Annotated in this window: 23 protein-coding genes; 12 read left to right on the top strand and 11 right to left on the bottom strand. The window is 71.7% G+C overall.

Translation table 11 applies throughout. From position 1 onward, the window contains the following. Positions 1-31 precede the first annotated feature (31 nt). From AB0I32_RS05920 to AB0I32_RS05910, 3 genes are all read right to left on the bottom strand, one after another. Complete coding sequence (locus tag AB0I32_RS05920; protein ID WP_357503855.1) at positions 32-994, bottom strand: endonuclease/exonuclease/phosphatase family protein; 963 nt, start codon at positions 992-994, stop codon at positions 32-34. A 137-nt stretch (positions 995-1,131) separates the two neighbouring features. Continuing rightward, positions 1,132-3,471, bottom strand: a complete 2,340-nt coding sequence (gene purL / locus AB0I32_RS05915) for a phosphoribosylformylglycinamidine synthase subunit PurL (protein WP_357503854.1) — start codon at positions 3,469-3,471, stop codon at positions 1,132-1,134. Between the two features lie 87 nt (positions 3,472-3,558). Beyond that, positions 3,559-4,440: a glycoside hydrolase family 16 protein gene (locus tag AB0I32_RS05910; protein WP_357503852.1), complete on the bottom strand. Its 882-nt coding sequence runs from the start codon at positions 4,438-4,440 to the stop codon at positions 3,559-3,561. A 223-nt stretch (positions 4,441-4,663) separates the two neighbouring features. On the opposite strand from AB0I32_RS05910, the gene AB0I32_RS05905 reads away from it, so the two are divergent. After that, positions 4,664-5,584, top strand: a complete 921-nt coding sequence (locus AB0I32_RS05905; protein WP_357503850.1) for an EamA family transporter — start codon at positions 4,664-4,666, stop codon at positions 5,582-5,584. Here AB0I32_RS05905 and AB0I32_RS05900 read toward each other — a convergent pair whose 3' ends face one another. Genes AB0I32_RS05900 through AB0I32_RS05890 form a run of 3 tightly spaced genes read right to left on the bottom strand, consistent with a single transcriptional unit; the run spans position 5,585 to position 7,061 of the window. After that, positions 5,585-6,118, bottom strand: coding sequence for a GNAT family N-acetyltransferase (locus AB0I32_RS05900; protein ID WP_357503848.1), 534 nt, complete (start codon positions 6,116-6,118; stop codon positions 5,585-5,587). Then, positions 6,115-6,690 (bottom strand): hypothetical protein, encoded by a 576-nt coding sequence (locus AB0I32_RS05895; RefSeq protein WP_357503846.1) that lies wholly within the window; start codon positions 6,688-6,690, stop codon positions 6,115-6,117. Before AB0I32_RS05895 ends, AB0I32_RS05900 begins: the two co-directional genes overlap by 4 nt. Further along, entirely contained in the window at positions 6,687-7,061 is a 375-nt protein-coding gene (locus tag AB0I32_RS05890) for a hypothetical protein (RefSeq protein WP_357503844.1), read from the bottom strand. Before AB0I32_RS05890 ends, AB0I32_RS05895 begins: the two co-directional genes overlap by 4 nt. Positions 7,062-7,292: 231 nt before the next feature. On the opposite strand from AB0I32_RS05890, the gene AB0I32_RS05885 reads away from it, so the two are divergent. The 3 genes from AB0I32_RS05885 to AB0I32_RS05875 all read left to right on the top strand — a co-directional run bounded on the left by AB0I32_RS05885 (position 7,293) and on the right by AB0I32_RS05875 (position 10,251). Continuing rightward, complete coding sequence (locus tag AB0I32_RS05885; RefSeq protein WP_357503842.1) at positions 7,293-8,396, top strand: histidine kinase; 1,104 nt, start codon at positions 7,293-7,295, stop codon at positions 8,394-8,396. After that, positions 8,393-9,043: a response regulator transcription factor gene (locus AB0I32_RS05880; RefSeq protein ID WP_357503840.1), complete on the top strand. Its 651-nt coding sequence runs from the start codon at positions 8,393-8,395 to the stop codon at positions 9,041-9,043. Before AB0I32_RS05885 ends, AB0I32_RS05880 begins: the two co-directional genes overlap by 4 nt. A gap of 83 nt (positions 9,044-9,126) precedes the next feature. Continuing rightward, a complete protein-coding gene (locus AB0I32_RS05875; protein ID WP_357503838.1) occupies positions 9,127-10,251 on the top strand; it encodes a T6SS immunity protein Tdi1 domain-containing protein in 1,125 nt (374 codons plus the stop codon). Here AB0I32_RS05875 and AB0I32_RS05870 read toward each other — a convergent pair. After that, complete coding sequence (locus AB0I32_RS05870; RefSeq protein WP_357503836.1) at positions 10,217-10,873, bottom strand: hypothetical protein; 657 nt, start codon at positions 10,871-10,873, stop codon at positions 10,217-10,219. The two genes, AB0I32_RS05875 and AB0I32_RS05870, sit on opposite strands and share 35 nt — an antisense overlap. 95 nt (positions 10,874-10,968) lie before the next feature. Here AB0I32_RS05870 and AB0I32_RS05865 point away from each other — a divergent pair, with 95 nt between their 5' ends. Both AB0I32_RS05865 and AB0I32_RS05860 read left to right on the top strand, forming a co-directional pair. Then, entirely contained in the window at positions 10,969-11,844 is an 876-nt protein-coding gene (locus tag AB0I32_RS05865; protein ID WP_357503834.1) for a DUF2599 domain-containing protein, read from the top strand. Between the two features lie 278 nt (positions 11,845-12,122). Then, positions 12,123-12,425, top strand: coding sequence for a hypothetical protein (locus tag AB0I32_RS05860; protein WP_357503832.1), 303 nt, complete (start codon positions 12,123-12,125; stop codon positions 12,423-12,425). A 53-nt stretch (positions 12,426-12,478) separates the two neighbouring features. On the opposite strand, the gene AB0I32_RS05855 is transcribed toward AB0I32_RS05860, so the two are convergent. Continuing rightward, on the bottom strand, positions 12,479-14,596 hold the full coding sequence (locus AB0I32_RS05855) for an acyl-CoA dehydrogenase (protein ID WP_357503830.1): 2,118 nt from the start codon (positions 14,594-14,596) through the stop codon (positions 12,479-12,481). An 83-nt stretch (positions 14,597-14,679) separates the two neighbouring features. After that, on the bottom strand, positions 14,680-15,420 hold the full coding sequence (locus AB0I32_RS05850; protein ID WP_357503828.1) for a TetR/AcrR family transcriptional regulator: 741 nt from the start codon (positions 15,418-15,420) through the stop codon (positions 14,680-14,682). 185 nt (positions 15,421-15,605) lie between these two features. On the opposite strand from AB0I32_RS05850, the gene AB0I32_RS05845 reads away from it, so the two are divergent. Genes AB0I32_RS05845 through AB0I32_RS05835 form a run of 3 tightly spaced genes read left to right on the top strand, consistent with a single transcriptional unit; the run spans position 15,606 to position 19,253 of the window. Further along, positions 15,606-16,928 (top strand): acetyl-CoA C-acetyltransferase, encoded by a 1,323-nt coding sequence (locus AB0I32_RS05845; RefSeq protein WP_357503826.1) that lies wholly within the window; start codon positions 15,606-15,608, stop codon positions 16,926-16,928. A gap of 28 nt (positions 16,929-16,956) precedes the next feature. Further along, entirely contained in the window at positions 16,957-18,324 is a 1,368-nt protein-coding gene (locus AB0I32_RS05840; RefSeq protein ID WP_357503824.1) for a 3-oxoacyl-ACP reductase, read from the top strand. Next, positions 18,321-19,253 carry a MaoC/PaaZ C-terminal domain-containing protein gene (locus AB0I32_RS05835; protein ID WP_357503822.1) on the top strand — a complete coding sequence of 311 codons (933 nt, stop codon included), beginning with the start codon at positions 18,321-18,323 and terminating at the stop codon, positions 19,251-19,253. The genes AB0I32_RS05840 and AB0I32_RS05835 overlap by 4 nt, the downstream gene beginning before the upstream one ends. Positions 19,254-19,367: 114 nt before the next feature. On the opposite strand, the gene AB0I32_RS05830 is transcribed toward AB0I32_RS05835, so the two are convergent. Beyond that, positions 19,368-20,231 (bottom strand): alpha/beta hydrolase, encoded by an 864-nt coding sequence (locus tag AB0I32_RS05830; RefSeq protein ID WP_357503819.1) that lies wholly within the window; start codon positions 20,229-20,231, stop codon positions 19,368-19,370. A 63-nt stretch (positions 20,232-20,294) separates the two neighbouring features. On the opposite strand from AB0I32_RS05830, the gene AB0I32_RS05825 reads away from it, so the two are divergent. From AB0I32_RS05825 to AB0I32_RS05815, 3 genes are all read left to right on the top strand, one after another. Then, entirely contained in the window at positions 20,295-21,296 is a 1,002-nt protein-coding gene (locus tag AB0I32_RS05825; RefSeq protein WP_357503817.1) for a helix-turn-helix domain-containing protein, read from the top strand. A 27-nt stretch (positions 21,297-21,323) separates the two neighbouring features. Further along, on the top strand, positions 21,324-22,220 hold the full coding sequence (locus AB0I32_RS05820; protein ID WP_357503815.1) for an LLM class flavin-dependent oxidoreductase: 897 nt from the start codon (positions 21,324-21,326) through the stop codon (positions 22,218-22,220). 122 nt (positions 22,221-22,342) lie between these two features. Then, positions 22,343-22,516, top strand: coding sequence for a hypothetical protein (locus AB0I32_RS05815; RefSeq protein ID WP_357503814.1), 174 nt, complete (start codon positions 22,343-22,345; stop codon positions 22,514-22,516). 79 nt (positions 22,517-22,595) lie between these two features. Here AB0I32_RS05815 and AB0I32_RS05810 read toward each other — a convergent pair whose 3' ends face one another. Then, on the bottom strand, positions 22,596-23,396 hold the full coding sequence (locus AB0I32_RS05810) for a hypothetical protein (protein ID WP_357503812.1): 801 nt from the start codon (positions 23,394-23,396) through the stop codon (positions 22,596-22,598). Between the last annotated feature and the right edge of the window lie 37 nt (positions 23,397-23,433).

Genomic DNA, 23,433 nt, shown 5'->3' with positions numbered 1-23,433 from the left:
GGCCGCGCAGCGGGCCGCGCGGGCGGCCCTGCTACTCGACGACGACGGTGGCCAGAACCGCCCGGTGGTCGGTACCGGGCACCCGCATGGTGACGACGTCGGAGACCGGCATGTCCCTCTCCACCACCACGTGGTCCAGGGCGAACAGCGGGGGCACCTGGCTGCCCTCCGGCCAGGTCACGGCGGGTCCGGCGCCCCACTCACGCGTGGCGTCGGAGAAGCGCGAGCCGAGCAGGTCACGGAATCCGGCGTGGTCGTAGGTGGCGTTGAAGTCGCCGGCCAGGATCTGCGGCGCGTCGTCCGCGTGGACGTGCTCGGTCAGCTGGACCAGCTCGGTACGCCAGGCGGTGATGTCCGTGGGCATCGGCGGGTGCGGATGCACGACCGTGACGCGGACGTCCGTGCCGCCCACTCCGACGAGCGCTGACGGCATCGCGAAGCTCGTGCCGGGCAGCTCTTCCTCCTCCGTCAGCGGCGTGGACGACCAGAGGCCACTCCCCGCGGCGCTGTCGTCGGCGGGCACCGTGAAGCTGTGCGGCAGCAGCTCGCCGAGGCCTGCCTCCGTCAGCGCCTCCTCGAAGGCGGGCGTCAGCTCCTGGACCGCGAGCACCTCGACGTGCTGGGACTGCACGAGGCCGACGACGCTCTCGGCGTCGGCCTGCCCGTACAGGACGTTGACGGTCATGACCCGGAGCGTGCCGGAGCTGGCGGGATCGGCCGGCGACGACGTGCTCGGCGGCACGAAGAAGGGCGCCAGCCAGTACACGTAGCCGGCCAGCGCGGCCGCGAGCAGCACCGCCAGTACCTTGCGTCGGGCGAAGAGCGTGACGATCAGCAACGGCAGCGTCACCAGCGTCGCCCACGGCGTGAACGCCACGAGGTGCGGCAGCGGGATCACGCCGTCGAACGGCAGGAGCCGCGCGAGGGCTATGAGGAGCAGGGGGATCGCGATGATCCAGAGCACTGACGAGATGAAGCCATGGACAAATCGCACTCCCGGACCTTACCGGCAAACGTGGAGGAGGCGAGCCGGTCTCGACAGCGGCGGCCGGCCGGGGTGATCAGGTCAGACAGGCTCGACCCCCGGTGTCGGGGGTCGAGCCTGTCGAGACCTGGTACTCGGTCAGCTGCTCAGCCGAAGATCCTCGGCAGCGTCCCCTCGAACGCCTCGCGGGCCTCGGCCAGCGGGATCTCGAACTGCCCCTCGATCACCACGGCGTCGCCGCCGGTGGTGCCGAGGCGGAGCACCGGCACGCCGGCGTCCTCGGCGAGGTGGGTCAGCTCGCCCTCGTGCTCGGGGTCGACCGCGACGATCACACGGCCCGTCGACTCCGAGAAGAGCGCCACGAACGGGTCGACCTTGTCGCGGCCGGTCACGCCCTCGAGCGCGACCGACGCGCCGACGCCGAAGCGCAGCGACGCCTCCAGGAGGGCCTGGACGAGGCCGCCCTCTGACAGGTCGTGCGCGGCGGCGGCGAGGCCGGTCTTCCGCGCCTCCACGAGCGCGGAGGCCAGCGCCTTCTCGGCCGCCAGGTCCACGCGCGGCGGCAGACCACCGAGGTGCGAGTGGACGACGTCGGCCCACGCCGAGCCGTCGAGCTCGTCCCGCGTGGTGCCGAGCAGGAGGAGCGACAGCCCCTCGGTCCGCCAGCCGGACGAGAGCGCCGTGCTGACGTCGTCGAGCACGCCGAGCACGCCCACCACGGGGGTGGGGTGGATCGACGAGTCGATCTGGCCGGGCTCGCCCGTGCCGTTGTAGAGCGAGACGTTGCCACCGGTCACCGGGACACCGAGCTCCTGGCAGGCGTCGGCGAGGCCCTCGATCGCCTCGACGAGCTGCCACATGGAGTCGGGATGCTCCGGCGAGCCGAAGTTGAGGCAGTCCGTCACGGCGAGCGGCTCGGCACCCGACGTGGCGACGTTGCGGTACGCCTCCGCGAGGGCCAGCGCGGCGCCCGTGCGCGGGTCGAGCTTGCCGTAGCGGCCGTTGGCGTCGGTCGCGAGCGCGACACCGAGCCCGGTGGTCTCGTCGACACGGATGACGCCGCTGTCGTCGGGCTGGGCGAGTGCCGTGTTGCCCTGGACGAAGCGGTCGTACTGGTTGGTGACCCACGCCTTCGAGGCGAGGTTCGGCGAGGCCAGCAGCGTCAGCGCGGTCTCCCGCAGCTCCTCGCCCGACGCCGGACGGGCGAGGCCCGCCGCCGCCGTCGAGTCGGCCTGCAGCGCGTCCTGCCACTCCGGACGCGCGTAGGGCCGGTGGTACACGGGCCCCTCGTGCGCCACGGTCTTGGGGTCGACGTCCACGATGCGCTGGCCGTGGTGGTCGATGGTGAGCCGGCCGGAGTCGTTGACCTCGCCGATGACGGCGGTCTCGACCTCCCACTTGCCGGTGATCGCGAGGAACGCGTCGAGCTGGTCCGGCCGCACGACGGCCATCATGCGCTCCTGCGACTCCGACATGAGGATCTCGCCTGCGTTCAGCGTGGGGTCGCGCAGCAGGACGTCGTCGAGCTCGACGTGCATGCCGCCGTCACCGTTGGAGGCGAGCTCCGAGGTGGCGCAGGAGATACCAGCGGCACCGAGGTCCTGGATGCCCTCCACGACCTTGGCCTGGAAGAGCTCGAGGCAGCACTCGATGAGCACCTTCTCCATGAAGGGGTCGCCCACCTGCACGCTCGGGCGCTTGGCGGGCACGCCGTCCTCGAACGTCTCGGACGCCAGGATCGAGGCGCCGCCGATGCCGTCGCCACCCGTGCGGGCGCCGAACAGCACCACCTTGTTGCCGAGGCCGGTGGCGTTGGCGAGGTGGATGTCCTCGTGCCGCAGCACACCGAGGCAGAGCGCGTTGACCAGCGGGTTGCCCTGGTAGGAGCCGTCGAAGACGAGCTCGCCGCCGATGTTCGGCAGGCCGAGGGAGTTGCCGTAGCCACCCACCCCGGAGACGACGCCGTGGACGACGCGCGCGGTGTCGGGGTGGTTGACGTCGCCGAACCGCAGCTGGTCCATGACCGCCACGGGGCGCGCGCCCATCGAGATGATGTCGCGGACGATGCCGCCCACACCGGTCGCGGCGCCCTGGTAGGGCTCAACGAACGACGGGTGGTTGTGCGACTCGACCTTGAACGTGACGGCCCAGCCGTCGCCGATGTCGACGACGCCGGCGTTCTCACCGATGCCGACGAGGAGGTGCTCCTTCATCTCGTCGGTCACCTTCTCGCCGAACTTGCTCAGGTGCACCTTCGACGACTTGTAGGAGCAGTGTTCGCTCCACATCACCGAGTACATCGCGAGCTCGGCCGCGGTGGGGCGGCGGCCCAGGATGTCCTTGATGCGCTGGTACTCGTCCTCCTTGAGGCCGAGCTCTCCGTACGGCTGCACCTCATCAGGGGTGGCCGCGGCGGTCTCCACCGTGTCCAGTCTCGGGACGGCGGGAGTCGTGCGGGAGGGTGCCTGGGACGCGGGCGCGGTCATGTAGTTCCTCGCGTGCGGGGTAGGTTTCTTGGCGCCGGAGCGCCCCGCCAGTCTACGACGCGCCACGCGCCGGTGCGGTCAGGGCTGTCAGAGCTGGGAGTCGTAGACGCGGACGTAGTCGACCACCATCTGCTGCGGGAACTGCGTGGTCCCGTCGGGGTACCCGGGCCAGTTGCCGCCCACCGCGACGTTCAGCAGGAAGAAGAACGGCTGGTCGAACACCCACTGGTTGCCGCCCGTGTCGGCGGTGGTGCGGGTCTGGTACACGGTGCCGTCCACCGACCAGCTGATCCGGCCGGGCGCCCAGTCGATGGCGAAGGTGTGGAAGTCGTCGGCGAACGACCAGCCCTGCGGGTGCGTGTACGCCGCGCCGATGCCCGCGCCGCCCGAGTAGCCGGGGCCGTGCAGGGTCCCGTGCACCATGTGGGGCTCGAAGCCGACGTTCTCCATGATGTCGATCTCGCCGGAGTCCGGCCACGGGACGCCGTTGCCGATCTGGCCACCGAGCATCCAGAACGCCGGCCAGATGCCCTGGCCGCGCGGAATCTTGATCCGGGCCTCGAGGTGCCCGAACTTCGGCTGCACCTTGCCCTGCGTGGTCAGCCGGGCCGAGGTGTAGCCGCCGTTGCCGTCCCGGCGAGCGGTGATGACGAGATTCCCGTTGCCGTCCAGCGCGGAGTTCTCGCGGGAGCTGGTGTAGTTCTGCAGCTCGTTGTTGCCCCAGCCACCCGCGCCCGTCTCCAGGTTCCAGTTCGCGGGGTTCGGTGCGCTGCCCGCCGCGCCGTCGAACTCGTCGGACCAGCTCAGCGCGCCGACGGCGGCAGGAGCGGCGGCAGACGCGGGCGCCGAACCGGCGTCGGGAACCTTGGGCGCGGCCGCGGAGGCCACCAGCGACGCCGCCAGGACGAACGTCATGGCAGCGGCGGCCGTGGCCGTGGTGCGGATGGTGCGGTGTCTCGTGCTACGCATCGGACGCTCCTTCGCGAGGATGTGTTTCCCGCCGCACAGGGGGCGGGACGGGCATGCGGCCGATCGCACCGGCATGGTGGGGCGACGCTACTTTTCACCCGCTCGGTGGGACAAGATGGTGAAAACACGTAGCCGACGCCGACGCCGACCATTCAGTCCCGCTGAACGGTCAGCCAGTGATTTGCGATGGACGTGCACGGTTGCTCCGAACGACGATGACCGCATGCCCCTGCGCCACTCGCTCCTCGCCGTGCTCGTCATGATCATCTGGGGCACCAACTTCCTCGCGATCGACGTCGGCGTCGACGACGTGCCCCCCGTGCTGTTCGTGGCGATCCGGTTCGTCGTGGTGCTGATCCCTGCGATCTTCCTGGTCCCGCGACCCGCGGCCGCCCTCAAGGACGTGCTGGTGGTGGGCCTGTTCCTCAGCCTCGGCCAGTTCGCCCTGATGTACACGGCGATCTGGCTCGACATGCCGCCCGGCCTCGCCTCGCTCGTGCTGCAGGCGCAGGTGGTCCTCACCGTCCTGTTCGCGTCGGCGGCGCTCCGCGAGCGCCCGACCGCGCCGCAGCTCGTCGGCGTGCTGCTGGGTGCGGTGGGCCTGGTGATCGTCGGTGTCGGGCGGTCGGCGGCGACGCCGGGCCTCGCGTTCCTGCTCACGCTCGCGGCCGCGGCGTCGTGGGCGACCGGCAACGTGATCGTGCGCCGGCTGGGCTCGGCCACGCAGGCGGCGGGCGGCAGGCAGAGCCCGCTGGCCGGTCTGTCCATGACCGTGTGGTCGGCGCTCGTGGTGCCGGTGCCGATGTTCGCCCTCGCGCTGGTGCTGGACGGGCCGGCCGCCGTCGGCCACGCCCTCACGCACCCGACCTGGGCCGCCGTGCTGTCGACCCTCTACACCGCGTGGCTGGCGAGCCTGGTCGGCTACGGCATCTGGAACACGCTGCTGGACCGGTACCGGGCGAGCGCGGTGGTGCCGTTCACGATGCTGGTCCCTGTGGTGGGCATGACCGTCGCCTGGCTGGCGCTGGGCGAGGTGCCGAACCTCGCCGAGACGGGCGGCGGCCTGCTCCTCCTGCTGGGTGTTGCGATCACGTCGGGGCTGCTGCGGTGGCCGGTCCGACGGCGCTACCGCCCCGGCACGTAGCTACAGCTCCAGCACGTAGACGAGCAGGTCCACGCCGGGCACCGGCGCCCAGTCCCGGCTGGGCTCGCGCACGAAACCGAGCCGCTCGTAAAGCCGGTGCGAGCCGTGTGCGACGGGCTGGGTGGACAGGACGATCCGGCGCGTCCCCGCGGACCGCGCCATGCACTCGCGCATCAGCGCGGTCCCGGCTCCCCTGCCCTGGGCGTCCGGCGCGACGCCCAGCATGCGGACCTCTGCCTCGCCGTCCCGGGCGATGTCGGCCATGGGACCGCCGTGCGGCACGAACGTCACGCCGCCGACCACGACGCCGTCGTCCAGCGCCGCGATGATCTCAGCGGCGTCCGCACGGCTCGCGACGTCGCGCAGGACGTCGGCGTAGAACTCGGAGCCGGGGGCATCGAGCTGTCCGTCCGCGAAGAACGCCTCCGCGACGATCTTGCCGACCGCCTCGTACTCCGCCGGCACGGCATCGCGCACCTCGATGGGCCGTCGCTCGCCGGTCCGCACCTCGATCGCCTGTCCCTCGTCGCTCATGCGACAAAGGTAGGCCGAGCCTCTGACAGTGTCCGCCGCATATCCGGTGCGGTGCCCCTGGCCCCGCTGCGGGGCGTGCCCTGCGAGCGCCGCCGCACGCGGCCGCCCGGCTTGTACACGGAGAGCAGGGTCGCGACCGCGAGCAGGGTGAGCGACACCGCAGGCGGGTACACGAGGAACGAGATGTCCGACGCCGGGAGCCGGCCGGCCTCCAGCGCGACGCCTGCGGCGCCGACGTCGGCCATGCCAGGCCGCAGCGCCACGACGATCAGGACGCACAGCAGAACGTTCAGGACCAGCTTGACCGCGACCCACCAGTAGCGCACCAGGCCCCACTTGGTCGCGAGACCGAGCAGCAGGCCCGAGCCGAGGCAGACCAGCGCCGAGACCAGCATCGGGGTCACCACGAACTCGGCGAGCGCCCGCAGGGCGAGCCCCCTGACGGCGTCCGAGCCGCCGCCCAGCCCCACCCCGACGAGCACGGCCACCAGCACGTCGATGCCGATCCAGGCCCCGGCGGCCACGAGGTGCACGGTGAGCACCGCTTTGCGTGCGCGCGGCGCCAGCCTCATGACGTCACCTTCCCCGTGCGAGGTGCGGAGCCCGGCCGTACCGGCCGTACCACCAGCAACGTCCCCGCCGCGAGCACCGCCAGGACGCCGAGGACCCGGAGTGCGGTACCCGCACCGAGCAGCGGCTCGGCGAAGCCGAGGTTGCCGAGGCTCCCGGTCAGGATCACGCCGGCGGCCTCGGCGACCGCCACGACCACTGCGACGACCGCCGGCCAGGTCCGGGTGCGGAACACGACGAGCAACACTGCGGCGACGACCATCAGCACGACGGCAGGCGGCACGATCGGCGCCGGCGCCCCGCCGGCCCTGGCGACATAGATGCCGATCGTCGCGACGACGAGGCCGGCGACGGCGACTCCCCTGAGATTCATGATCCTGTCCCTCCTCGGGCGCCGGGCGGCGCCTCTGTGTCCCAGCCTCCCGGCCAGGGCGCGGCGCGGGATCGGCCGTGGGACGGCACTCGCGCTGCGCCGTCCGACGTGGGCGCGGTGGCCCGTCTACGCTCCCGGACGTACAGCGGTGTACGGCGCGCAGGGGGTGACGCCCGGTCCGCCGTCGGACACAGTGGGGCCGGAGGTGAGGAACAGGGGAAGCTGCGTCTCGTGGACGTGGGAGTGGCCGCCGCGCTGACGGCGCTCACGCTGGTGTCGCTGCCGTTCCTGGAGGCGCCGGCCGGGGTGCGCCCGGTCGACGCGCTCGGGTACGCGCTGGCGGTCACCGCGGCGGTGGGGACGCTGTTCCGCGCCCGTTGGCCGGTGGTGACGCTCGGTGTGGTCACCCTCGCGACGGTCACCTACCTGCTCCTCGACTACCCGTACGGCCCGGTGATGGTGTGCGTGGTGGTCGCGGTCTACTCCGTGGCCCGACGGCGTCCGCTCCGCGCAGCCCTCCTGTGGGGCACCGCGACGCTGGCTCTCCTCCTGCTGCACGTCTTCACGCATCCGGGTGCGCTTCCCCTGCCGACCGGGCTGATCCCCGCGAGCGCCATCGTGGCGGTGCCGTTCAGCATCGGCGTGGCCCGGCGGACGTGGCACGAGGCCCGGTCCGCCGAACGGGACGCGGCGGAGCAGCAGGCCCGCGACGACGAACGGCTGCAGCTCGCGCACGAGGTGCACGACGTCGTCGGACACGGGCTGGCCGCCATCCAGATGCAGGCGGACATCGCACTTCACCTGGGCCGGCCGGAGGACGCCACCACCGCGCTGGAGGCCATCTCGAAGGCGGCGAACGAGGGCCTGACCGAGCTGCGCACCACGCTCGCGGAGATCCGCCCCGGTACTGCGTCCGGCGCGGGTCCCGAGCGTGCGCCGACGGCAGGGCTCGCCAACCTCGAGGTGCTGGCGCAGCGGGTGCGTTCGGCGGGGGTCGCCGTCGACCTCGCGGTCGGCGGCACCTCCCGCCCGCTGCCCGACGCCGTGGACCTCGCCGCCTACCGCGTGCTCCAGGAGTCGCTGACCAACGTGGTCAAGCACGGTGCCGGGGCCGCGGCGCGCGTCGAGGTGGGTTACGAGCCGGACCTCGTCCGACTCCGCGTCCGCAACCTGCGCGTCCGCGACCCGGGCGACCCCGACGACGGCTTCGTCGCCGGTTTCGGCATCACCGGGATGCGGCACCGGGTCGAGTCCCTGGGCGGACGGCTCGACGCCGGCCCCGTCGACGAGTATTTCGAGGTGCGGGCGACGCTGCCCGCCGGAGGTGTCGCATGATCACTGTGCTGCTCGTGGACGACCAGGACCTGGTGCGGATGGGCCTGCGCGCCCTGATCTCCGGGGAGGCGGACGTCACGGTCGCCGGCGAGGCCGCCGACGGCATAGCCGCCGTCGCGGAGGCCCGTCGCCTGCGGCCCGACGTCGTGCTCATGGACATCCGGATGCCGGGCATCGACGGCATCGAGGCGACCCGGCGGATCGCCGACGACCCCGCCCTGACCGCGACGCGCGTGGTGGTGCTCACGACGTTCGAGCACGACCAGTACGTGGTCGACGGCCTGCGGGCGGGGGCCAGCGGCTTCCTCCTGAAGAACACCCCGCCGGCGGACCTCGTCACCGCGATCCGCACGGTGCACGACGGCGGCGCGCTGCTGGCGCCGTCGGCCACGCGCACGCTGATCAGGGAGTTCACCGCCGCCTCGCCGCGCGCGCTCGTGCCGCACCCCCGGATCGGGGACCTGACCGACCGTGAGCACGAGGTGGTCTGCCTCGTGGCCCAGGGGATGAGCAACCACGAGATCGCCGAGCGCCTCGTCCTGAGCCCGGCGACCGCGCGGACGCACGTGTCACGCGCGATGATCAAGCTCTCCGCGCGGGACCGTGCCCAGCTCGTCGTGTTCGCCTATCAGTCGGGACTCGCATGAGCCGCGCCACTATTGAGTAGGCTCGTAACAAAGATGTCATCGGGGGGTTCCCGGCGTTTACCCGACAGTGGTTTCATTCGGACATGAAGCTGCTTCGAACTTTTCCGAAGGTTTCCTTCGAGTTCGGGCTCTCCTCATGGCAGTGGTTGGGGCTTCGCGAGCAGACCCCGCGCTTCGCGACCTGTTTCGGCGACATCTTCCTCGAGTCGCTGGACGGATGGTGGTTCCTGGACACGGTCGAGGGCACGCTCGAGCTCCGCTGGGCCTCGGCAGTCACCATGTACGCCGAGCTCGAGTCGGCAGAGGGCCGCGCCACCTATCTCATGGACGACCTGGTCCGCGACGCCCGGAGCCGTGGCATCCACCTCGGCGAGGAGGAGGTCTACACCTTCAACCCGCACCCCGCCCTCGGCGGTGAGCTCGGCGTGAACGGGCTCAGTGCCATGCGTTTCGAGCTGGCGGTCAACTGGGTCGGGCAGATGCACGACCAGCTGCTGCACGGCTCGGGCGAGATCCGCCTCGCCCCGATGCCCGACGACGGCCGCCGCACCGGCGCGTCCCGGACCGGCGCGGCCTGGGACGGCGCGTGGTCGGAGGACGAGACGTTCGACGTGCCGTTCGAGCAGTACCTCGCCACCACCACCTTCGCAGCCGTCGCCGCGCCAGGGCAGAGCGCCGGCACCCGGACCGACGGCGCCCGGCCGTACAAGGCCAAGAGATATGCCGCACCCGCCGAGCCGGAACGGTCGGCGCCGGTCCCTTCCTCGCCTACGCCGTCCTGGTCGGGACAGAGCGAGCCCGCCGCCTGGTCGGGGCAGACCGGGACGGCGCAGCAGTGGCTGGAGCCGAACCCGGCTCCCGAGCCCGCGGCGCCGCTCGACGGGTACGCGGCGGAGTACGACCCCTCGTACCCCGCCACCTACCCTGCCGCCGAGCAGTACGGAACGGGGCCGGTCGATCAGCGGGCCGGTGGGTCCGGTGCACCTCAGGGCTGGCTCCCGTACACCAACGACCAGAACAGCGGCAGCCAGGATCACCGCGGCCAGGCCGGCCCGACCTGGAACAACCCTGGCTGGGGCAGCCCCACGTGGGCCGGCCCCACGTGGGACAGCCAGGCACCGGCCATGCCTGCTGGTGGCAGCCCCCAGCAGGCGCCACGCACCGACGACCCGTTCACCGCGTGGGACGACCTGTGGGGGAAGCGCTGAGCCGCTGCCGCCGGACGGCCGCCGCCTGACGCACCACCGGTGCCGCCGTCGGCCGTTCCGGGCGTAGCCGACGCTCGCGCTCGACCCGTGCGACAAGGCTCAGCTCGCCCGGGGTGGTGCTGCGAGCGTGCTTGAGCAGGCGGGTCTCCAGCGCCACCCGGTTGGTCCGCCCCAGCCCGTCCGTATAGCCGAGGATGGTCTGCGCATGCGCGTGGGTGATGTGCCCGCCGCGCAGTGCGGCAAGCGTGCGGGGATGCTCGTGCACCAGTGCACGGGACTCCTCGATGAGCGCGACCGCCGAGCTCTCCGGCACCCGCAGGACCCTGGCCAGCCGCTCGACGAGCTCGGGCGCCAGCCCGGCCGGCTCCTCCGTGTCAGCCTCGGGAGCGTCGAACAGCTCGGGCTGGTCGGCCACCCACTCCCGGACCGATTCCATGAGCACTGCCCGGGAGGCCGCGAGCGACGCAAGGAGCGCGTCGACCGCAGCCACGGCGTCGACCGCCTCCGTAAGATTCGCGAAACCGCTCGCGAACCCCGACTCGCACGGTGCGGCAGCACCACGCGGAGACTGGCCCGGCACATCGGCGGGACCACGAGTCACCAGCACCTTGTTCGAACGCATGTTCTAAAGATAGGGGCTGACGGCGACACGCGCCACCCAGCGCGCCGGTCCGTGTCGATCACCCGCCGGCTGTCGATTGCCCACACAATGGGGTGGTGCCGATCCGACGAGCCGCCCAGTCGCCCCTCGCGGCGTGCGCCGCACTGGCCGCGCTCCTCGCCCTGAGCGGGTGCGGCCTGGCCGACCGGACCGAGGGCGCGCGGGCGGCGGACGCAGAACCGACACCCACCGCAGCACGTTCGGCGCAGCCACCCGGAACGTCGCGGACGCCCGGAGGCGGTCGGCCCGAGCAGCGTACGAGCACGGTCACCCTGGACGACGTGGGCCTCGAGATCGTCACCCGGAAGGCCGCCGACATACGCGCGGACGAGGACGGGCCGGGCACCCGGAGGGTCACCCTCACCCTCGCCCCCGGCGGCTCGGCACGCCTCGCGCTCACTTCCCCCGGCGCGCTCGACGTCGACTCGGACGGCAGCATCACCGTGCTGGACGACGGCGGTGACCCCGTCGCCGCGATCGGCCCGCCCGCGCCGCCGTCGGGCACCGAGGACGACGGGCCGCGCATCGAGGTCACCGAGGTCGACGCCACCCACGCCCTCGTGGAGGTCGACCCGATCCAGCCGCTCCAGGGGTCGGAGTCCCCTGCGCCGACGGACCGGGCCGAGCCGCTGCCCGTCAAGTTCGTCGTCGGCACGCAGGCGATCGAGAGCGCGACCTGGGGCGAGAACGAGGGCGGACGCTCGCTCGCCGTCGACCCGACGGACTGGGCGCGGTACGCCGGCCAGGCCGGGCTGGACCTGATCCGCACCCAGCTGGTGGCCGCCGAGCCGGAAGCGGATACCTCGACGATGGGCGACCAGCTCGTGTGTCACGCGGTGGGCGCACCCGACAAGTCCACGTGGAACCTGGAGCCGTGGCGGCCCGACGTCGGACTGATCCTCACCGCCACCGCCCAGTGCAACCCCGTGTGAGCTCGACGGCCCACCAGCCCGGACATCCCGCACCGTGACCCGTTCGTGACCATCGGCGTCGCGGTTCGACGTGCGAAGGTGCCCGGCTTGAGGTTTCCTGGAAACAAAGGCGAGGCAGGCTCGCCACACAATCTGATGAGCCCCAGCTCAGCCGGACCCAGCTCATGTGGTCGTGCGCACCGGGCGTCCGACCGCTGTCCGCAGGCGCCCAGCGGTCCACGGGAGTCCCCTGGGGCCAGGCATTGCTCCTCGGAGATACCTTGGCAGGGAGGCTCCTGATGACTCGTGTACTAGTCCGTGGATCAGCCGTCGCGGTAGGTTGCGGCGCACTGCTCGGATTCACCGTCGCGTACCAGCTCGTACCGCTCGCCGTGCTCGCCGCCCTCCTCGGGCTGGCGGGCACCTTTTTCGCCGTGCGGGCGACACCGGAGCCGACGACGGAGCCGGGCGCCCCGGTGACGCTCGGCGGGCCGCTCGCGCGCGGGGCGGACGACGACGAGGAGACCACGAGCGAGCCCGCCCAGGTTCCCGTGCAGCAGCTCCCCGTGCCCGTCGTGGCCGCGGTCCCCGACGCCGCGTAACCATCCCGCCGAGGTAGAACTCTGGCTCGCCAGAGTTCTACCTCGCCAGAGTTCTACCTCTGCGTGGCGGCGTCGCGCTTGCGCAGCTCCTTCTCGCTGACCGGCGCCGTGCCGCTCGCGCGCAGCGTGCGGTAGTAGGCAGCCGCCTCGTCCTGGCGGACCTTCTCCGAACCGTCGGCGATCGGGGCGCGCAGGTGCTCCTGCGTGAAGCCCCAGGCGTCGATGACGTCGAGCACGTGCGGACGGAGCTCCTTGAGCATCCGGTCGATCGTCGAGGTCACCGCCTTCGCGCGACCCGTCGAGAGGCGACCGTTGGTCAGGTGCCAGTCGAGGTGACGCTCGATGGTCGTGAGCCCGTAGATGTCGCGGAGCAGGGTGAGGACCTTGCGGGTGCCTGCGTCGGACACCTTGCCGATGGCCTTCGTGAACGCGTCCCACCGCACCAGCTCTGCCCACGCGGCGGCGGACCCGATGAGGTTCACCTGGTTGTCGTCGAAGATCTCCTGCGCGCGGATCGAGTCGGCCTTGAGCGCGGGGCGCATGCCCATCGCGGTCGAGGCGACCATGCCCTCGAAGCGTCCGGCGATCAGCTCGCGCTGCACCTCCGCGTCCAGGAGGCGGCCCGCGGAGCGTGCACGGCCGCCGTCGGCCACGGTCTGACCGAGCCGCTTCAGCGGGAGCTTGTGCAGCACCGCGTCCTTGGCCTGGCCGGCGACGATGCTCGCCATGCCGCCCGGCGACTTCGCCACCTCGGCCATCCGCTTGCCGTAGTCGCCCACGAGGCGCTTGGCCGCGAGCTGCAGCAGCACGTGGTTGTCGCCCTCGAACGTGGTGTAGATGTCGAGGTCGGCACGCAGGCTGGTGAAGCGGTTCTCCGAGAGGAAGCCGGCGCCGCCGCAGGCCTCGCGGCACTCCTGCAGCGTGTCCAGCGAGTACCAGGTGGAGGTCGCCTTGAGCGCAGCGGCCGTCGTCTCGAGGTCCTCGCGCATGGCCGGGGTGTCCTCGCGGCCGGAGAACACGGCGTCGAACATGTCGAGCAGCTCGTCGTGCGCGAAGTGCATCGCGTACGCCTCGGCGATACGCGGGAAGAGACGGCGACGGTGCGTGGCGTAGTCGAGCAGCGTCAGCTCGTCGGCGCCCGCGGACGGCGAGAACTGGCGCCGCTGGTCGGCGTACTTCGTGGCGATCGCCAGACCGATCTTCGCCGCGGAGATCGCCGCGCCGTCGAGCGAGACACGACCCTGCACCAGGGCGCCCAGCATGGTGAAGAACCGGCGGCCGGGGCTGTCGATGGTGGACGTGTACGTGCCGTCCGGGGCGACCTGGCCGTAGCGGGCGAGCAGGTCCTGCCGCGGCACGCGCACGTTCGTGAAGTGCAGCTTGCCGTTGTCGATGCCGTTGAGGCCGCCCTTCTGACCGTCGTCCTCACCACCGACGCCCGGCAGGAACTCCATGGTCCGCGGGTCCCGGATCGGCACGTAGAAGCAGTGCACACCGTGGTCGACGCCGTTGGTGATCAGCTGGGCGAACACCGTCGCCGCGACGCCGTGCTTGGCCGCGTTACCGAGGTACTGCTTCCACGCCCCGCGGAACGGGGTGTTGAGCACGAACTCCTCGGTCTCGGGGTCGTACGTGGCGGTCGTGCCGATCGAGGCGACGTCGGAGCCGTGGCCGGTCTCCGTCATCGCGAAGGCGCCGGGCACGCTCAGGTCCATCGCGCCGGGAAGCAGCCGGTCCTGCTGCTCCTCGGTCCCGAGGTGCAGGATGGCGGAGCCGAACAGACCCCACTGCACGCCCGCCTTGATCTGCAGCGACGGGTCGGCGGCGACCAGTTCCTCGAACCCCACGAGGTTGGCGCCCGCCTGCGCGCGGCCGCCGAGACGCTCCGGGAACGCCCGCAGGACGTGGCCGTAGGGCACCATCTGCTTCATCTGGGCGAGGGCGATCTCCCGGTGCTCCTCCTTGGTGATCCCCTCCCGCTTCCAGAGCTCCGGGTGTGTGGCCACCATGTGACGAGCCTCGGCACGCTCCTCGGCCCAGCGGCCGAGCAGCATCTGCTCCAGGGCGGGCACGTCCACGCGGGCGCCCGACGCCGGCCGGGGCGCCGCGGGTGCGGGCGCGGCGGCCTCGGTGGCCGTGGGGGTCGTCACGGACTCGGAGGTGGTCGTCATCGGGTTCTCCTCGGTATTGCGGCCGGCAGGCCAGGTACTGGGTCTCGGGAGGGTGGGTCGAAGAGTGTTCGGGGTCGGGCGGGTCAGGCAGTGGCGGGGGCGGAACCGGGACGGTTGTGGTGCAGCACGCCCACCGGGCCGGTCCAGAGCCAGAGCGTCACGCGCTCGGTGAGCTCTTCCCGGGTCAGCGGGCTCGCCTCGACGTTGCGGTGGCCGAGCCACCACTCGCCGGAACCCCGCACGAAGCCCACGGCGCCCGCCGCCCAGGCGGCAGCGTCGGCCTGGGGGACGTCGGTGGCCCGCGCGAACGGCTCGGCGACGAGCTCGATCACCGAGTCGAGGTAGGCGCCCAGCGGGTGCAGGTCGACAGGCGTCGTCGGGACGGCGGCGTCCGCAGCCTCCTCGGCGGCCGTGGCGCGGCGGCCACGACGCCCGCTCTCGACCGGTGCCGGCTCGTTCCCGCCGATGGCGGTTCGGGTGACGAACCAGTAGACGTTGGGCGAGCTCTCGATCATCTCGAGGTAGACCCGCACCATCTCGCGCAGTGCCATCTCGGGGTTGTCCGCGCGCTGCGCCGCGGCGCGCAGCGCGTCGTGCATCTGCATCACCACGGTCTCGGCGACGGCGAGCCGCAGGCCCGCCTTGTCGTCGAAGTACCGGTAGACGATTGACTTCGACGTACCCGCCGCGGCGGCGATCTCGTCCATCGAGACCGCGGGTCCGAGGCGGTGCACAGCCTTGCGCGCGGCCCGGACGAGCTCTGCCCGGCGTGCCGTGCGGTGGTCGTCCCAGCGGGTCGAACGACCGTCGACTCCGATGCTCATCGGTCCGCCTCCCCACCGTGACTCGCTAGAGGTCTTGTGATTCGTCTCACGAGACTGAGAGTATCAGGTACTGTGAGTCCTGGGCACCACCCCGGGTGCGAACCGGGTAGCGGCCTGTCCCGGCCTCGACGAGGCTCGATCTACGAAGCCACTTGCCCGACGACGAAGTGAGAAGGAACAGCGACGTGTCCACTACCCCCTCCCCCGTCCCGTCCACGCGCGAAGCCGTGATCATCGGCGGCAACCGCATCCCGTTCTCCCGCGCCGGCAAGAAGTACGTCCGGACCAGCAACCAGGACATGTTCACCGCAGCGCTCGAGGGCCTCGTCGCCCGGTTCGGCCTGCAGGGCGAACGCCTGGGCGAGGTCGCCGGTGGCGCCGTCCTCAAGCACAGCAAGAACTTCAACCTGATCCGCGAGTCGGTGCTGGGCTCCTCCCTCGCGCCCACGACGCCCGCCTACGACGTGCAGCAGGCGTGCGCCACCGGTCTCGAGGCCGCGATCGCAGTGACCAACAAGATCAAGCTGGGCCAGATCGAGTCCGCCATCGCCGGCGGCACGGACACCGTGTCGGACGCGCCGATCGTCGTCAGCGACCGCCTGCGGGCCGCGCTCCTCGACGCGAACCACGCCAGGACGACCAGCGCGAAGATCAAGGCGCTGCTCAAGGTCCGCCCCAAGGACCTGGCCCCGGCCACGCCCGGTACCGGCGAGCCGCGCACGCACCTCTCCATGGGCGAGCACCAGGCGATCACGACCGCCAGGTGGGGCGTCTCGCGCGAGGCGCAGGACGAGATCGCGTTCAACTCGCACCAGAACCTCGCCCGCGCCTGGGAGTCCGGCTTCTTCGACGACCTGGTCACGCCGTACAAGGGCCTGACCCGCGACGACAACCTGCGTCCCGACACGTCCCTCGAGAAGCTCGCGAAGCTCAAGCCGGTCTTCGGCACCAAGCTCGCCGAGCCGGCGAGCATGACGGCCGGCAACTCCACGCCGCTGACCGACGGCGCCTCCGCCGTCCTGTTCTCCTCGCGTGAGTGGGCCGAGGAGCGCGACCTGCCGATCCTCGCGAAGTTCGTCGACGCCGAGACGGCCGCCGTCGACTTCGTGCACGGCCACGAGGGGCTCCTCATGGCGCCGGCCGCCGCCGTGCCGCGTCTGCTGGCCCGCAACGGCCTGACCCTCGAGGACATCGACTTCTTCGAGATCCACGAGGCGTTCGCCTCCACCGTGCTGACCACGCTCGCCGCGTGGGAGGACGAGGAGTACTGCCGCACCGAGCTCGGTCTCGACGGCGCGCTCGGCAAGATCGACCGCAGCAAGCTCAACGTGAACGGCTCCTCGCTCGCGGCGGGCCACCCGTTCGCGGCGACCGGCGGACGCATCATCGCCACCGCCGCGAAGCTGGTGGCCGCCAAGGCCGCAGAGACCGGCCGTCCGGCACGTGCGCTCATCTCGGTCTGCGCGGCGGGTGGCCTCGGCGCCGTCGCCGTCGTCGAGTCCGTCTGAGCCTCCCCCCAGAACCGGAAGGAATTTCGTGGCTGACCAGTCCGCCCCGTCAGACAAGTACACGGTGGCCGTGAACCGCGGCTTCACCAAGACCATCGCCAAGAAGCTGGGCCTCCCCCGCCCGGCGATCCTGCGCCGCTACGCCGCTGACGCCCCCCTCACGGTGGGCCCGGTGCTCGTCGTGTCGGACGGTGCCTCGGCCGGCGACGCCGACGCGATCGCCAAGGCCCTCGGGTCGTGGGACGTCGACGTGCGTCGTTCCACCGAGGGCACCGACGACGTCCGCTGGGGCGGCGTCGTGCTGGTCGGCACGGCCGCAGAGTCCCCCGAGGCCGTCTCGGAGGCGGTGCTCACCCTCGGCGGCACGCTCCGCAGGCTCGCGGGCAACGGGCGGGTAGTGGTCGTCTCCCGCGCGCCGGAGGCCGGCGACTCGCCGGCCGTGGCCGCGACCCGCGCCGGCTTCGAGGGCTTCACGCGTTCGGTGGGCAAGGAGCTGCGGGCCGGCGCCACCGCGAACGGTGTGCAGCTCACCGGTGGCGCCGCCGCCGACTCGACCTCCGCGCTCGGCACGCTCCGCTTCTTCCTGTCCGCCAAGTCGGCGTACGTCGACGGCCAGGTGCTGCCCGTCGGTCCGGCGGACGCGCTCGACGACGTCGACTGGCAGCAGCCGCTGGCCGGCAAGGTCGCCGTCGTCACCGGTGCCGCCCGCGGTATCGGCGCCGCGATCGCGCGTACCCTGGCCCGGGACGGAGCCAAGGTAGTGGTCGTGGACGTACCGGCAGCCGGTGAGTCGCTGGCCGCGGTCGCGAACGAGATCAAGGGCACCGCGGTACAGCTCGACGTGACCGCCGCCGACGCCGGCACCAAGATCCTGGAGGCGACCCGACACCTGGGCGGCCTCGACATCCTGGTGCACAACGCGGGGATCCTGCGCGACAAGCTGCTCGCGAACATGAAGCCCGCCCAGTGGGACGCCGTCATCGCGGTGAACCTCGCCTCGCAGCTGCGGATCAACGAGCAGCTGCTGGCCGCAGGGGTCGAGGGGCTGCGCATCGTGTCGCTGGCCTCGACGTCGGGCATCGCGGGGAACAAGGGCCAGACCAACTACGCGTACTCGAAGTCCGGCGTGATCGGCCACACGGCCGCCACCGCGCCGCTCGTGGCGGAGCTGGGCGGCACGGCCAACGCGGTGGCGCCGGGCTTCATCGAGACGGAGATGACCCGGTCGATCCCGTTCGCGACGCGCGAGGTGGGCCGGCGCATCATCCCGTCGCTCCAGCAGGGCGGTCTGCCGATCGACGTCGCCGAGGCCATCGCCTTCCTGTCGTCCCCGGTCGCTCGCGGTGTGAACGGACAGGTGCTGCGCGTCTGCGGCCAGTCCATGCTGGGCAAATGACAGAGCTGACAGTGCCGGGAGCACCGGCGTCGTACGACGTGACAGAGCTCGCCCAGCTGCCGGGGCTGGGCGGCCTGTTCGCCAAGGGCCTCGCCGGCTCCGCGAGCAAACGCCCGAAGGGCCCCGTCCAGCTGCCCAGGCTGGCCTATCAGGTGGCGGACGTCGACACCGCGGGCGAGGCGGCGCACCTCGCGGCCTACCAGCGACTGCTCGGTGAGCCGTCGTCCGAGGTGCTGCCTGCCGGGTTCCTGCACGTGCTCGCGTTCCCGCTGGCGACTGCCGTCATGGTGCGTGGGGACTTCCCGCTGCCGCTGCTCGGCATGGTGCACCTGCGCAACACCGCGCGGGTGCTCCGGCCGGTGCGGCTCGGCGACGCCCTGACGGTGCGGGCCTGGGCGCAGGACGCCCGGGCGCACCGCCGCGGCGTCCAGGTGGACCTGGTCGCCGAGGTGCTGGTCGGCGGCGAGCTCGCCTACCAGAGCGTGTCGACGTACCTAGCCAAGGGCTTCACGGCCCCCGGCGGTGGCGCGGCCGAGGCCGAGGCACCGCGCGAGGAGTGGACGGCGCCCCTGCCGACCGCACGCTGGAAGCTCGGCGCCGGCACGGGCCGGGCCTACGGGGCGATCTCCGGCGACCAGAACCCGATCCACACCTCCGGGCTGGGCGCCAAGGCGTTCGGGTTCCCCCGGGCGATCGCGCACGGGATGTACACCGCGGCGCGGGCGCTGGCCGAGGTGGGACCGGCGCGCCGGGGCCAGACGTACGAGTGGACCGTCGAGTTCTTCAAGCCGGTGCTGCTCCCGAGCACGGTGGACGTGGCGATCCGCTACGCGGACGAGGTCTCGACCAGCGCACAGGGCTTCGTCTACGAGGGCTGGCGTTCGGGCAAGGACACTCGTCACTTCCGGGGCACGATCAAGCCCCTCTGACGTCCCGGCGTCCGGCAGAGGAAGCTCCTACGTCTGCGGGGTGTGTTGCTCTGTGTAGATCATGTCTACGCAGAGCAACACACCCCGCAGACGTGTACTCACCTCGGGAGCGCCCTACCTCGCGGGGGTGGCGGTAGCCAGGCGGGGGAGGAGCAGCTCGTCCCAGAGGACGGCACGCTTCGGGCGGAAGAAGCCCGAGTGCCCGATCCGGCTCAGTCCGTGGTCGGCGGCGCGCATCTCGACCAGCTCGACCTCTGCACGGGGAAACTCCCGGATCCAGTACCGGATCGACTCCGGGGAGATGAGCTCGTCGTCGGCGGTCCAGAGGGCGGTGACCGGCGTCCGCACCTTCGCGAACCGGTCCCGCAGCTCGGGATGCTCGCTGAACAGGTAGTCCCGGTGCAGGCACCAACGCCCCCACTGGCGCATGACGCCGGCCGGCAGGTCGTCCAGGATCCGGAGGCGACGACCTGGGTAGTAGCCGACGGCGGCGATCGCGACGGGCGCTATGGCTCGCCACAGGAGCGGCGACCAGCGCTTGATCATCGGCACGGCCTTGCCCCGCCAGCCCGTCCCCGAGGCGACCATGACACAGGTGTCCACGCCGACGTCGGACAGGAAGCCAAGGCTCTGGCCGCCGAACGAGTGCCCCACCCAGGTGAGCGGGACGCCGGCGGCGTCCGCCCGGGCGCGGGCGTGCGCGGCCGCGAGCTCCGCGTCGTGGTACCAGCTCAGGGCGGTCGCCGGAGAGTCCCGCATCGGGCCGTAGAGCTCGGGCTCCGAACCGCGGTACGAGAAGGTGAGCACCGCGAAGCCGCGTTCCGCGAGCCAGGCCGCGAGATGCCGGTAGAACCGCATGGGCATCGCCATCGCGGGCGCGATCGCCACGACGCCGACCGGGTCGCCGTCCGGCAGGAACCAGCGGCCGGCGACCGGCTCGCCGTCGGCCGCGGGAAGCCTCACGTCCTCGGTGCTCACGTGCCGGAGGGTATCCCGTATCCTCACCAGGGCGCTGCGAACTTCATCCGGCGGGAGGACACCATGCTCGGCGACGTGCTCGGCCTGACGAAGTCGCAGTCCCTCGCGTACCGCGACCTCGTGGCTTCTCCGTCCCTGGACGCCGCGGAGCTGGGCCGCCGCCTCGACTGCGACCCCGGCGACGCGCTGGACGTGCTCCGTGCGCTGGAGAGCCACGGCCTCGCGGCCCGGCAGAGCACCGACGACTCCCGCTTCCAGGCCGCCCCGCCCGAGATCGCGCTGGGTGCGCTGCTCGCCCAGCGCAAGGACGAGATCCGCGCCGCGCAGGTCGAGCTGATCGAGCTCGAGGAGGAGTTCCGACGCTCCTCCGCGCTGCGGCCGGCCACCGACGTCGTCGACGTCGTACGCGGGGCCGACGCCGTGAAGCACCGCATCATCCAGCTCCAGCTCGGCGCGCGAGAGACGGTCGAGTCGTTCACCAAGCCGCCGGTGTTCGTGATGCCCGCCGACGAGAACACCGCCGAGGACCAGGCGGTCGCCCGCGGCGTGCGGTACCGGGTGGTGATCGACCGCGTCTTCCTCGACACCGGCGTGCTGCGGGTGGACGACGTCGCAGAGGCCATCGAGAACGGCGAGGACGTCCGCTTCTCGGAGCGGGTGCCGATCAAGCTCTTCATCATCGACCGCCGGCTCGCGTTCGTACCGATCCAGACCGTCGTCGAGGCCGGCACCGAGGGTTCCGACCTCGCACCCGACCTGGTGGGCGCGCTGATCATCCATCCGTCCGGGCTGCTGGACGCCCTGATCGCCCTGTTCGAGAGCGTGTGGCGCGACGCGACGCCCTTCGCACCGCCGGGCGAGCGCGCCGGGACCTCGGAGCTCGACGAGGAGGACAGCCGGATCCTCGCGCTGATGCTGGCCGGTCTCACCGACCAGTCGGTGGCCAACCAGCTCGGGCTCTCCTTGCGCACCGTGCAACGGCGCGTCAAGGTGCTGATGGGCGTCGCCGGCGTCTCGACCCGCATCCAGCTCGGCTGGCACGCCGCACGTAAGGGCTGGATCTGACGGGCTGCTCCGTGACAGCGTGCGTCCATGACCACACTGGCGTGCATCATCCGTCCCTCGACCCCGCCGTCTCGCATCATCCCGCTCGCCCGCGCCGTCGAGTCGGCGGGCATCGCGGAGATCTGGCTGTGGGAGGACTGCTTCCAGACCGGCGGCATCTCCGTTGCCAGCGCGATCCTGTCCGCCACCGACCGCGTCCGCGTCGGGATCGGCGTCATGCCGACGCCCCTGCGGAACGTGGCGCTCACCGCGATGGAGGTGGCGACGGTCGAGGCGATGTTCCCGGGCCGGCTCATCCCCGGCATCGGGCACGGCGTGCAGTCGTGGATGGCGCAGGTCGGCGCCAAGGCCGCATCGCCTCTGACTCTCATGCGGGAGTACTCGACGGCGCTGCGCGCGCTGCTCGCCGGTGAGCGGGTCACGACGTCGGGCCGGTACGTGTCCCTCGACGACGTCGCGCTCGACTGGCCGCCCGCTCAGCCCGTGCCGGTTCCGGTGGCGGCCACCGGACCGAAGTCGCTGCGCCTCGCCGGCGAGATCGGCGACGGCGTGGTCCTCGAGGGCTCCGTCGGTCTGGCCGGGCTGCCCGCCGTGCTCGAGCGGATCGCCGAGGGCCGGGCGGCCGCCGGCCACGACGCCGCCGCACCGTTCCCGGTCATCCAGAACGTGTCCGCCGCGACCGGCCCCGACGCGACCACCCGCCTGCGCGCCGAGCTCACCGCCTGGGGCATGGGCGTGGCCGACGACGACGCCCTCGGCTCCTACGCCCTGTGGGGTGACGCGGAGGCGCTCGCCGACGGCGTTCGGCGCTACGGCAAGGCGGGCGCGAGCACCGTGGCCCTCCAGCCGACGGAGGACGAGCCGGACATGGAGCGGTTCATCGAGGTGGTGGGCGCGGCCCAGGAGCTGCTGAGCAACGCCTAGCACAGCGGCGCCGCCAAGGCCTGCACATTCGGCGTCAGCCAAAAGTCGTTGAGTCGCGGGGCGCCTTGCCTCAACGTGGTCGCGCCGGGGGACCGCCCTTCCGGCAACGAAGGAGGCGCACCATGAAGAAGTCTGCACGAATCGCTGCCGCCGGCGCCGCAGCTGTCCTCACCGCGGCCGTCGGCATCCTGGGTGCTGCATCAGCCTCGGCCGACAACCGAGACATGGGCGACAACCGGGAGTTCGGTACGGACGGCACCCGCGTGACGTCGGTGCAGGACAACCGCGACTTCTGAGCCGCACACGACGACGCCGGGGTCGTACCGTCCTGGACGGTGCGACCCCGGCGTCGTGGTGTGCCGGCTGGTCAGGCGATCAGACGTCGCGCGGCGGTGGCGCGAACGAACCCGACGTACCGGGGGCTGCGCCGGGCGCGGCGCCCGGGGTGGCGACCGGCTGGGCGACCGGGGTGACAGCGGCGGCGCCACCACCCGACAGGTTGTCGAGGACGCCTTCGACACGCGAACGCATCGGGCCGATCAGCGCACCGCCGACACCGACGATCAGAATTCCCGCCACGGTAGCCAGGAATGCCACGAGCACCGGCATTGTCACAGTGGTGCCGATGCCGATCTGGTTGACCGCGGCGATAACACCGAGCGCGATGATGAAGAACGAGACCACCTTCGCGACGAGCGGGCCGTAGGAAACGCCGCCCATCGAGTTGAGAATTAGGTCCTTCACCGCATTCGCGATCGCACCGGCGATCACGACGATCACGATGGCGACGACCAGGCTCGGGAGCCAGGCGACTATGTCGTTCACGATCGCGCTCACCGGGTTGGTGGGCCCGAACGCGCTCAGCGCGAGCTGCAGCGTGATCAGCAGGATGAAGTAGTAGATGATCTTCGTGAGCAGCGAGATCGGCTCGATGCCCGAGCCGGCGAGGAGCCTGTTGGCCCCTGCCTTCTCCAGCACCCGGTTGAAGCCGATCCGCGTCAGGATCATCCCGACGAACCGGGCGACCGCCTTGGCGATGAAGTACCCGATGAGGAAAACGATCAGGAACACGAGCAGCTTCGGGATGAAGGTTGCGATCGACCTGAGAGCGCTCGTGAGCGGCTCCAGCCAGTCGACCGCGCCCGGCACAACGAGACCTGCATTCAGGAATGGCATAGTTCTCTCCCCCTTCGAGATCTTTCTCGTCACCTCT

The organism is Promicromonospora sp. NPDC050249 (assembly GCF_040656015.1).
Lineage (GTDB): Bacteria > Actinomycetota > Actinomycetes > Actinomycetales > Cellulomonadaceae > Promicromonospora.
The sequence above is the reverse complement of the archived record's forward strand: the minus strand, read 5'-3'. Positions and strand labels throughout refer to the sequence as shown.

Bases quoted from the DNA above. Each gene is read 5' to 3' on its own strand.
- purL (WP_357503854.1), bottom strand. From the start codon at position 3,471: ATGACCGCGCCCGCGTCCCAGGCACCCTCCCGCACGACTCCCGCCGTC.
- AB0I32_RS05910 (WP_357503852.1), bottom strand. From the start codon at position 4,440: ATGCGTAGCACGAGACACCGCACCATCCGCACCACGGCCACGGCCGCC.
- AB0I32_RS05905 (WP_357503850.1), top strand. From the start codon at position 4,664: ATGCCCCTGCGCCACTCGCTCCTCGCCGTGCTCGTCATGATCATCTGG.
- AB0I32_RS05900 (WP_357503848.1), bottom strand. From the start codon at position 6,118: ATGAGCGACGAGGGACAGGCGATCGAGGTGCGGACCGGCGAGCGACGG.
- AB0I32_RS05895 (WP_357503846.1), bottom strand. From the start codon at position 6,690: ATGAGGCTGGCGCCGCGCGCACGCAAAGCGGTGCTCACCGTGCACCTC.
- AB0I32_RS05890 (WP_357503844.1), bottom strand. From the start codon at position 7,061: ATGAATCTCAGGGGAGTCGCCGTCGCCGGCCTCGTCGTCGCGACGATC.
- AB0I32_RS05880 (WP_357503840.1), top strand. From the start codon at position 8,393: ATGATCACTGTGCTGCTCGTGGACGACCAGGACCTGGTGCGGATGGGC.
- AB0I32_RS05875 (WP_357503838.1), top strand. From the start codon at position 9,127: ATGAAGCTGCTTCGAACTTTTCCGAAGGTTTCCTTCGAGTTCGGGCTC.
- AB0I32_RS05870 (WP_357503836.1), bottom strand. From the start codon at position 10,873: ATGCGTTCGAACAAGGTGCTGGTGACTCGTGGTCCCGCCGATGTGCCG.
- AB0I32_RS05860 (WP_357503832.1), top strand. From the start codon at position 12,123: ATGACTCGTGTACTAGTCCGTGGATCAGCCGTCGCGGTAGGTTGCGGC.
- AB0I32_RS05855 (WP_357503830.1), bottom strand. From the start codon at position 14,596: ATGACGACCACCTCCGAGTCCGTGACGACCCCCACGGCCACCGAGGCC.
- AB0I32_RS05850 (WP_357503828.1), bottom strand. From the start codon at position 15,420: ATGAGCATCGGAGTCGACGGTCGTTCGACCCGCTGGGACGACCACCGC.
- AB0I32_RS05835 (WP_357503822.1), top strand. From the start codon at position 18,321: ATGACAGAGCTGACAGTGCCGGGAGCACCGGCGTCGTACGACGTGACA.
- AB0I32_RS05825 (WP_357503817.1), top strand. From the start codon at position 20,295: ATGCTCGGCGACGTGCTCGGCCTGACGAAGTCGCAGTCCCTCGCGTAC.
- AB0I32_RS05820 (WP_357503815.1), top strand. From the start codon at position 21,324: ATGACCACACTGGCGTGCATCATCCGTCCCTCGACCCCGCCGTCTCGC.
- AB0I32_RS05815 (WP_357503814.1), top strand. From the start codon at position 22,343: ATGAAGAAGTCTGCACGAATCGCTGCCGCCGGCGCCGCAGCTGTCCTC.
- AB0I32_RS05810 (WP_357503812.1), bottom strand. From the start codon at position 23,396: ATGCCATTCCTGAATGCAGGTCTCGTTGTGCCGGGCGCGGTCGACTGG.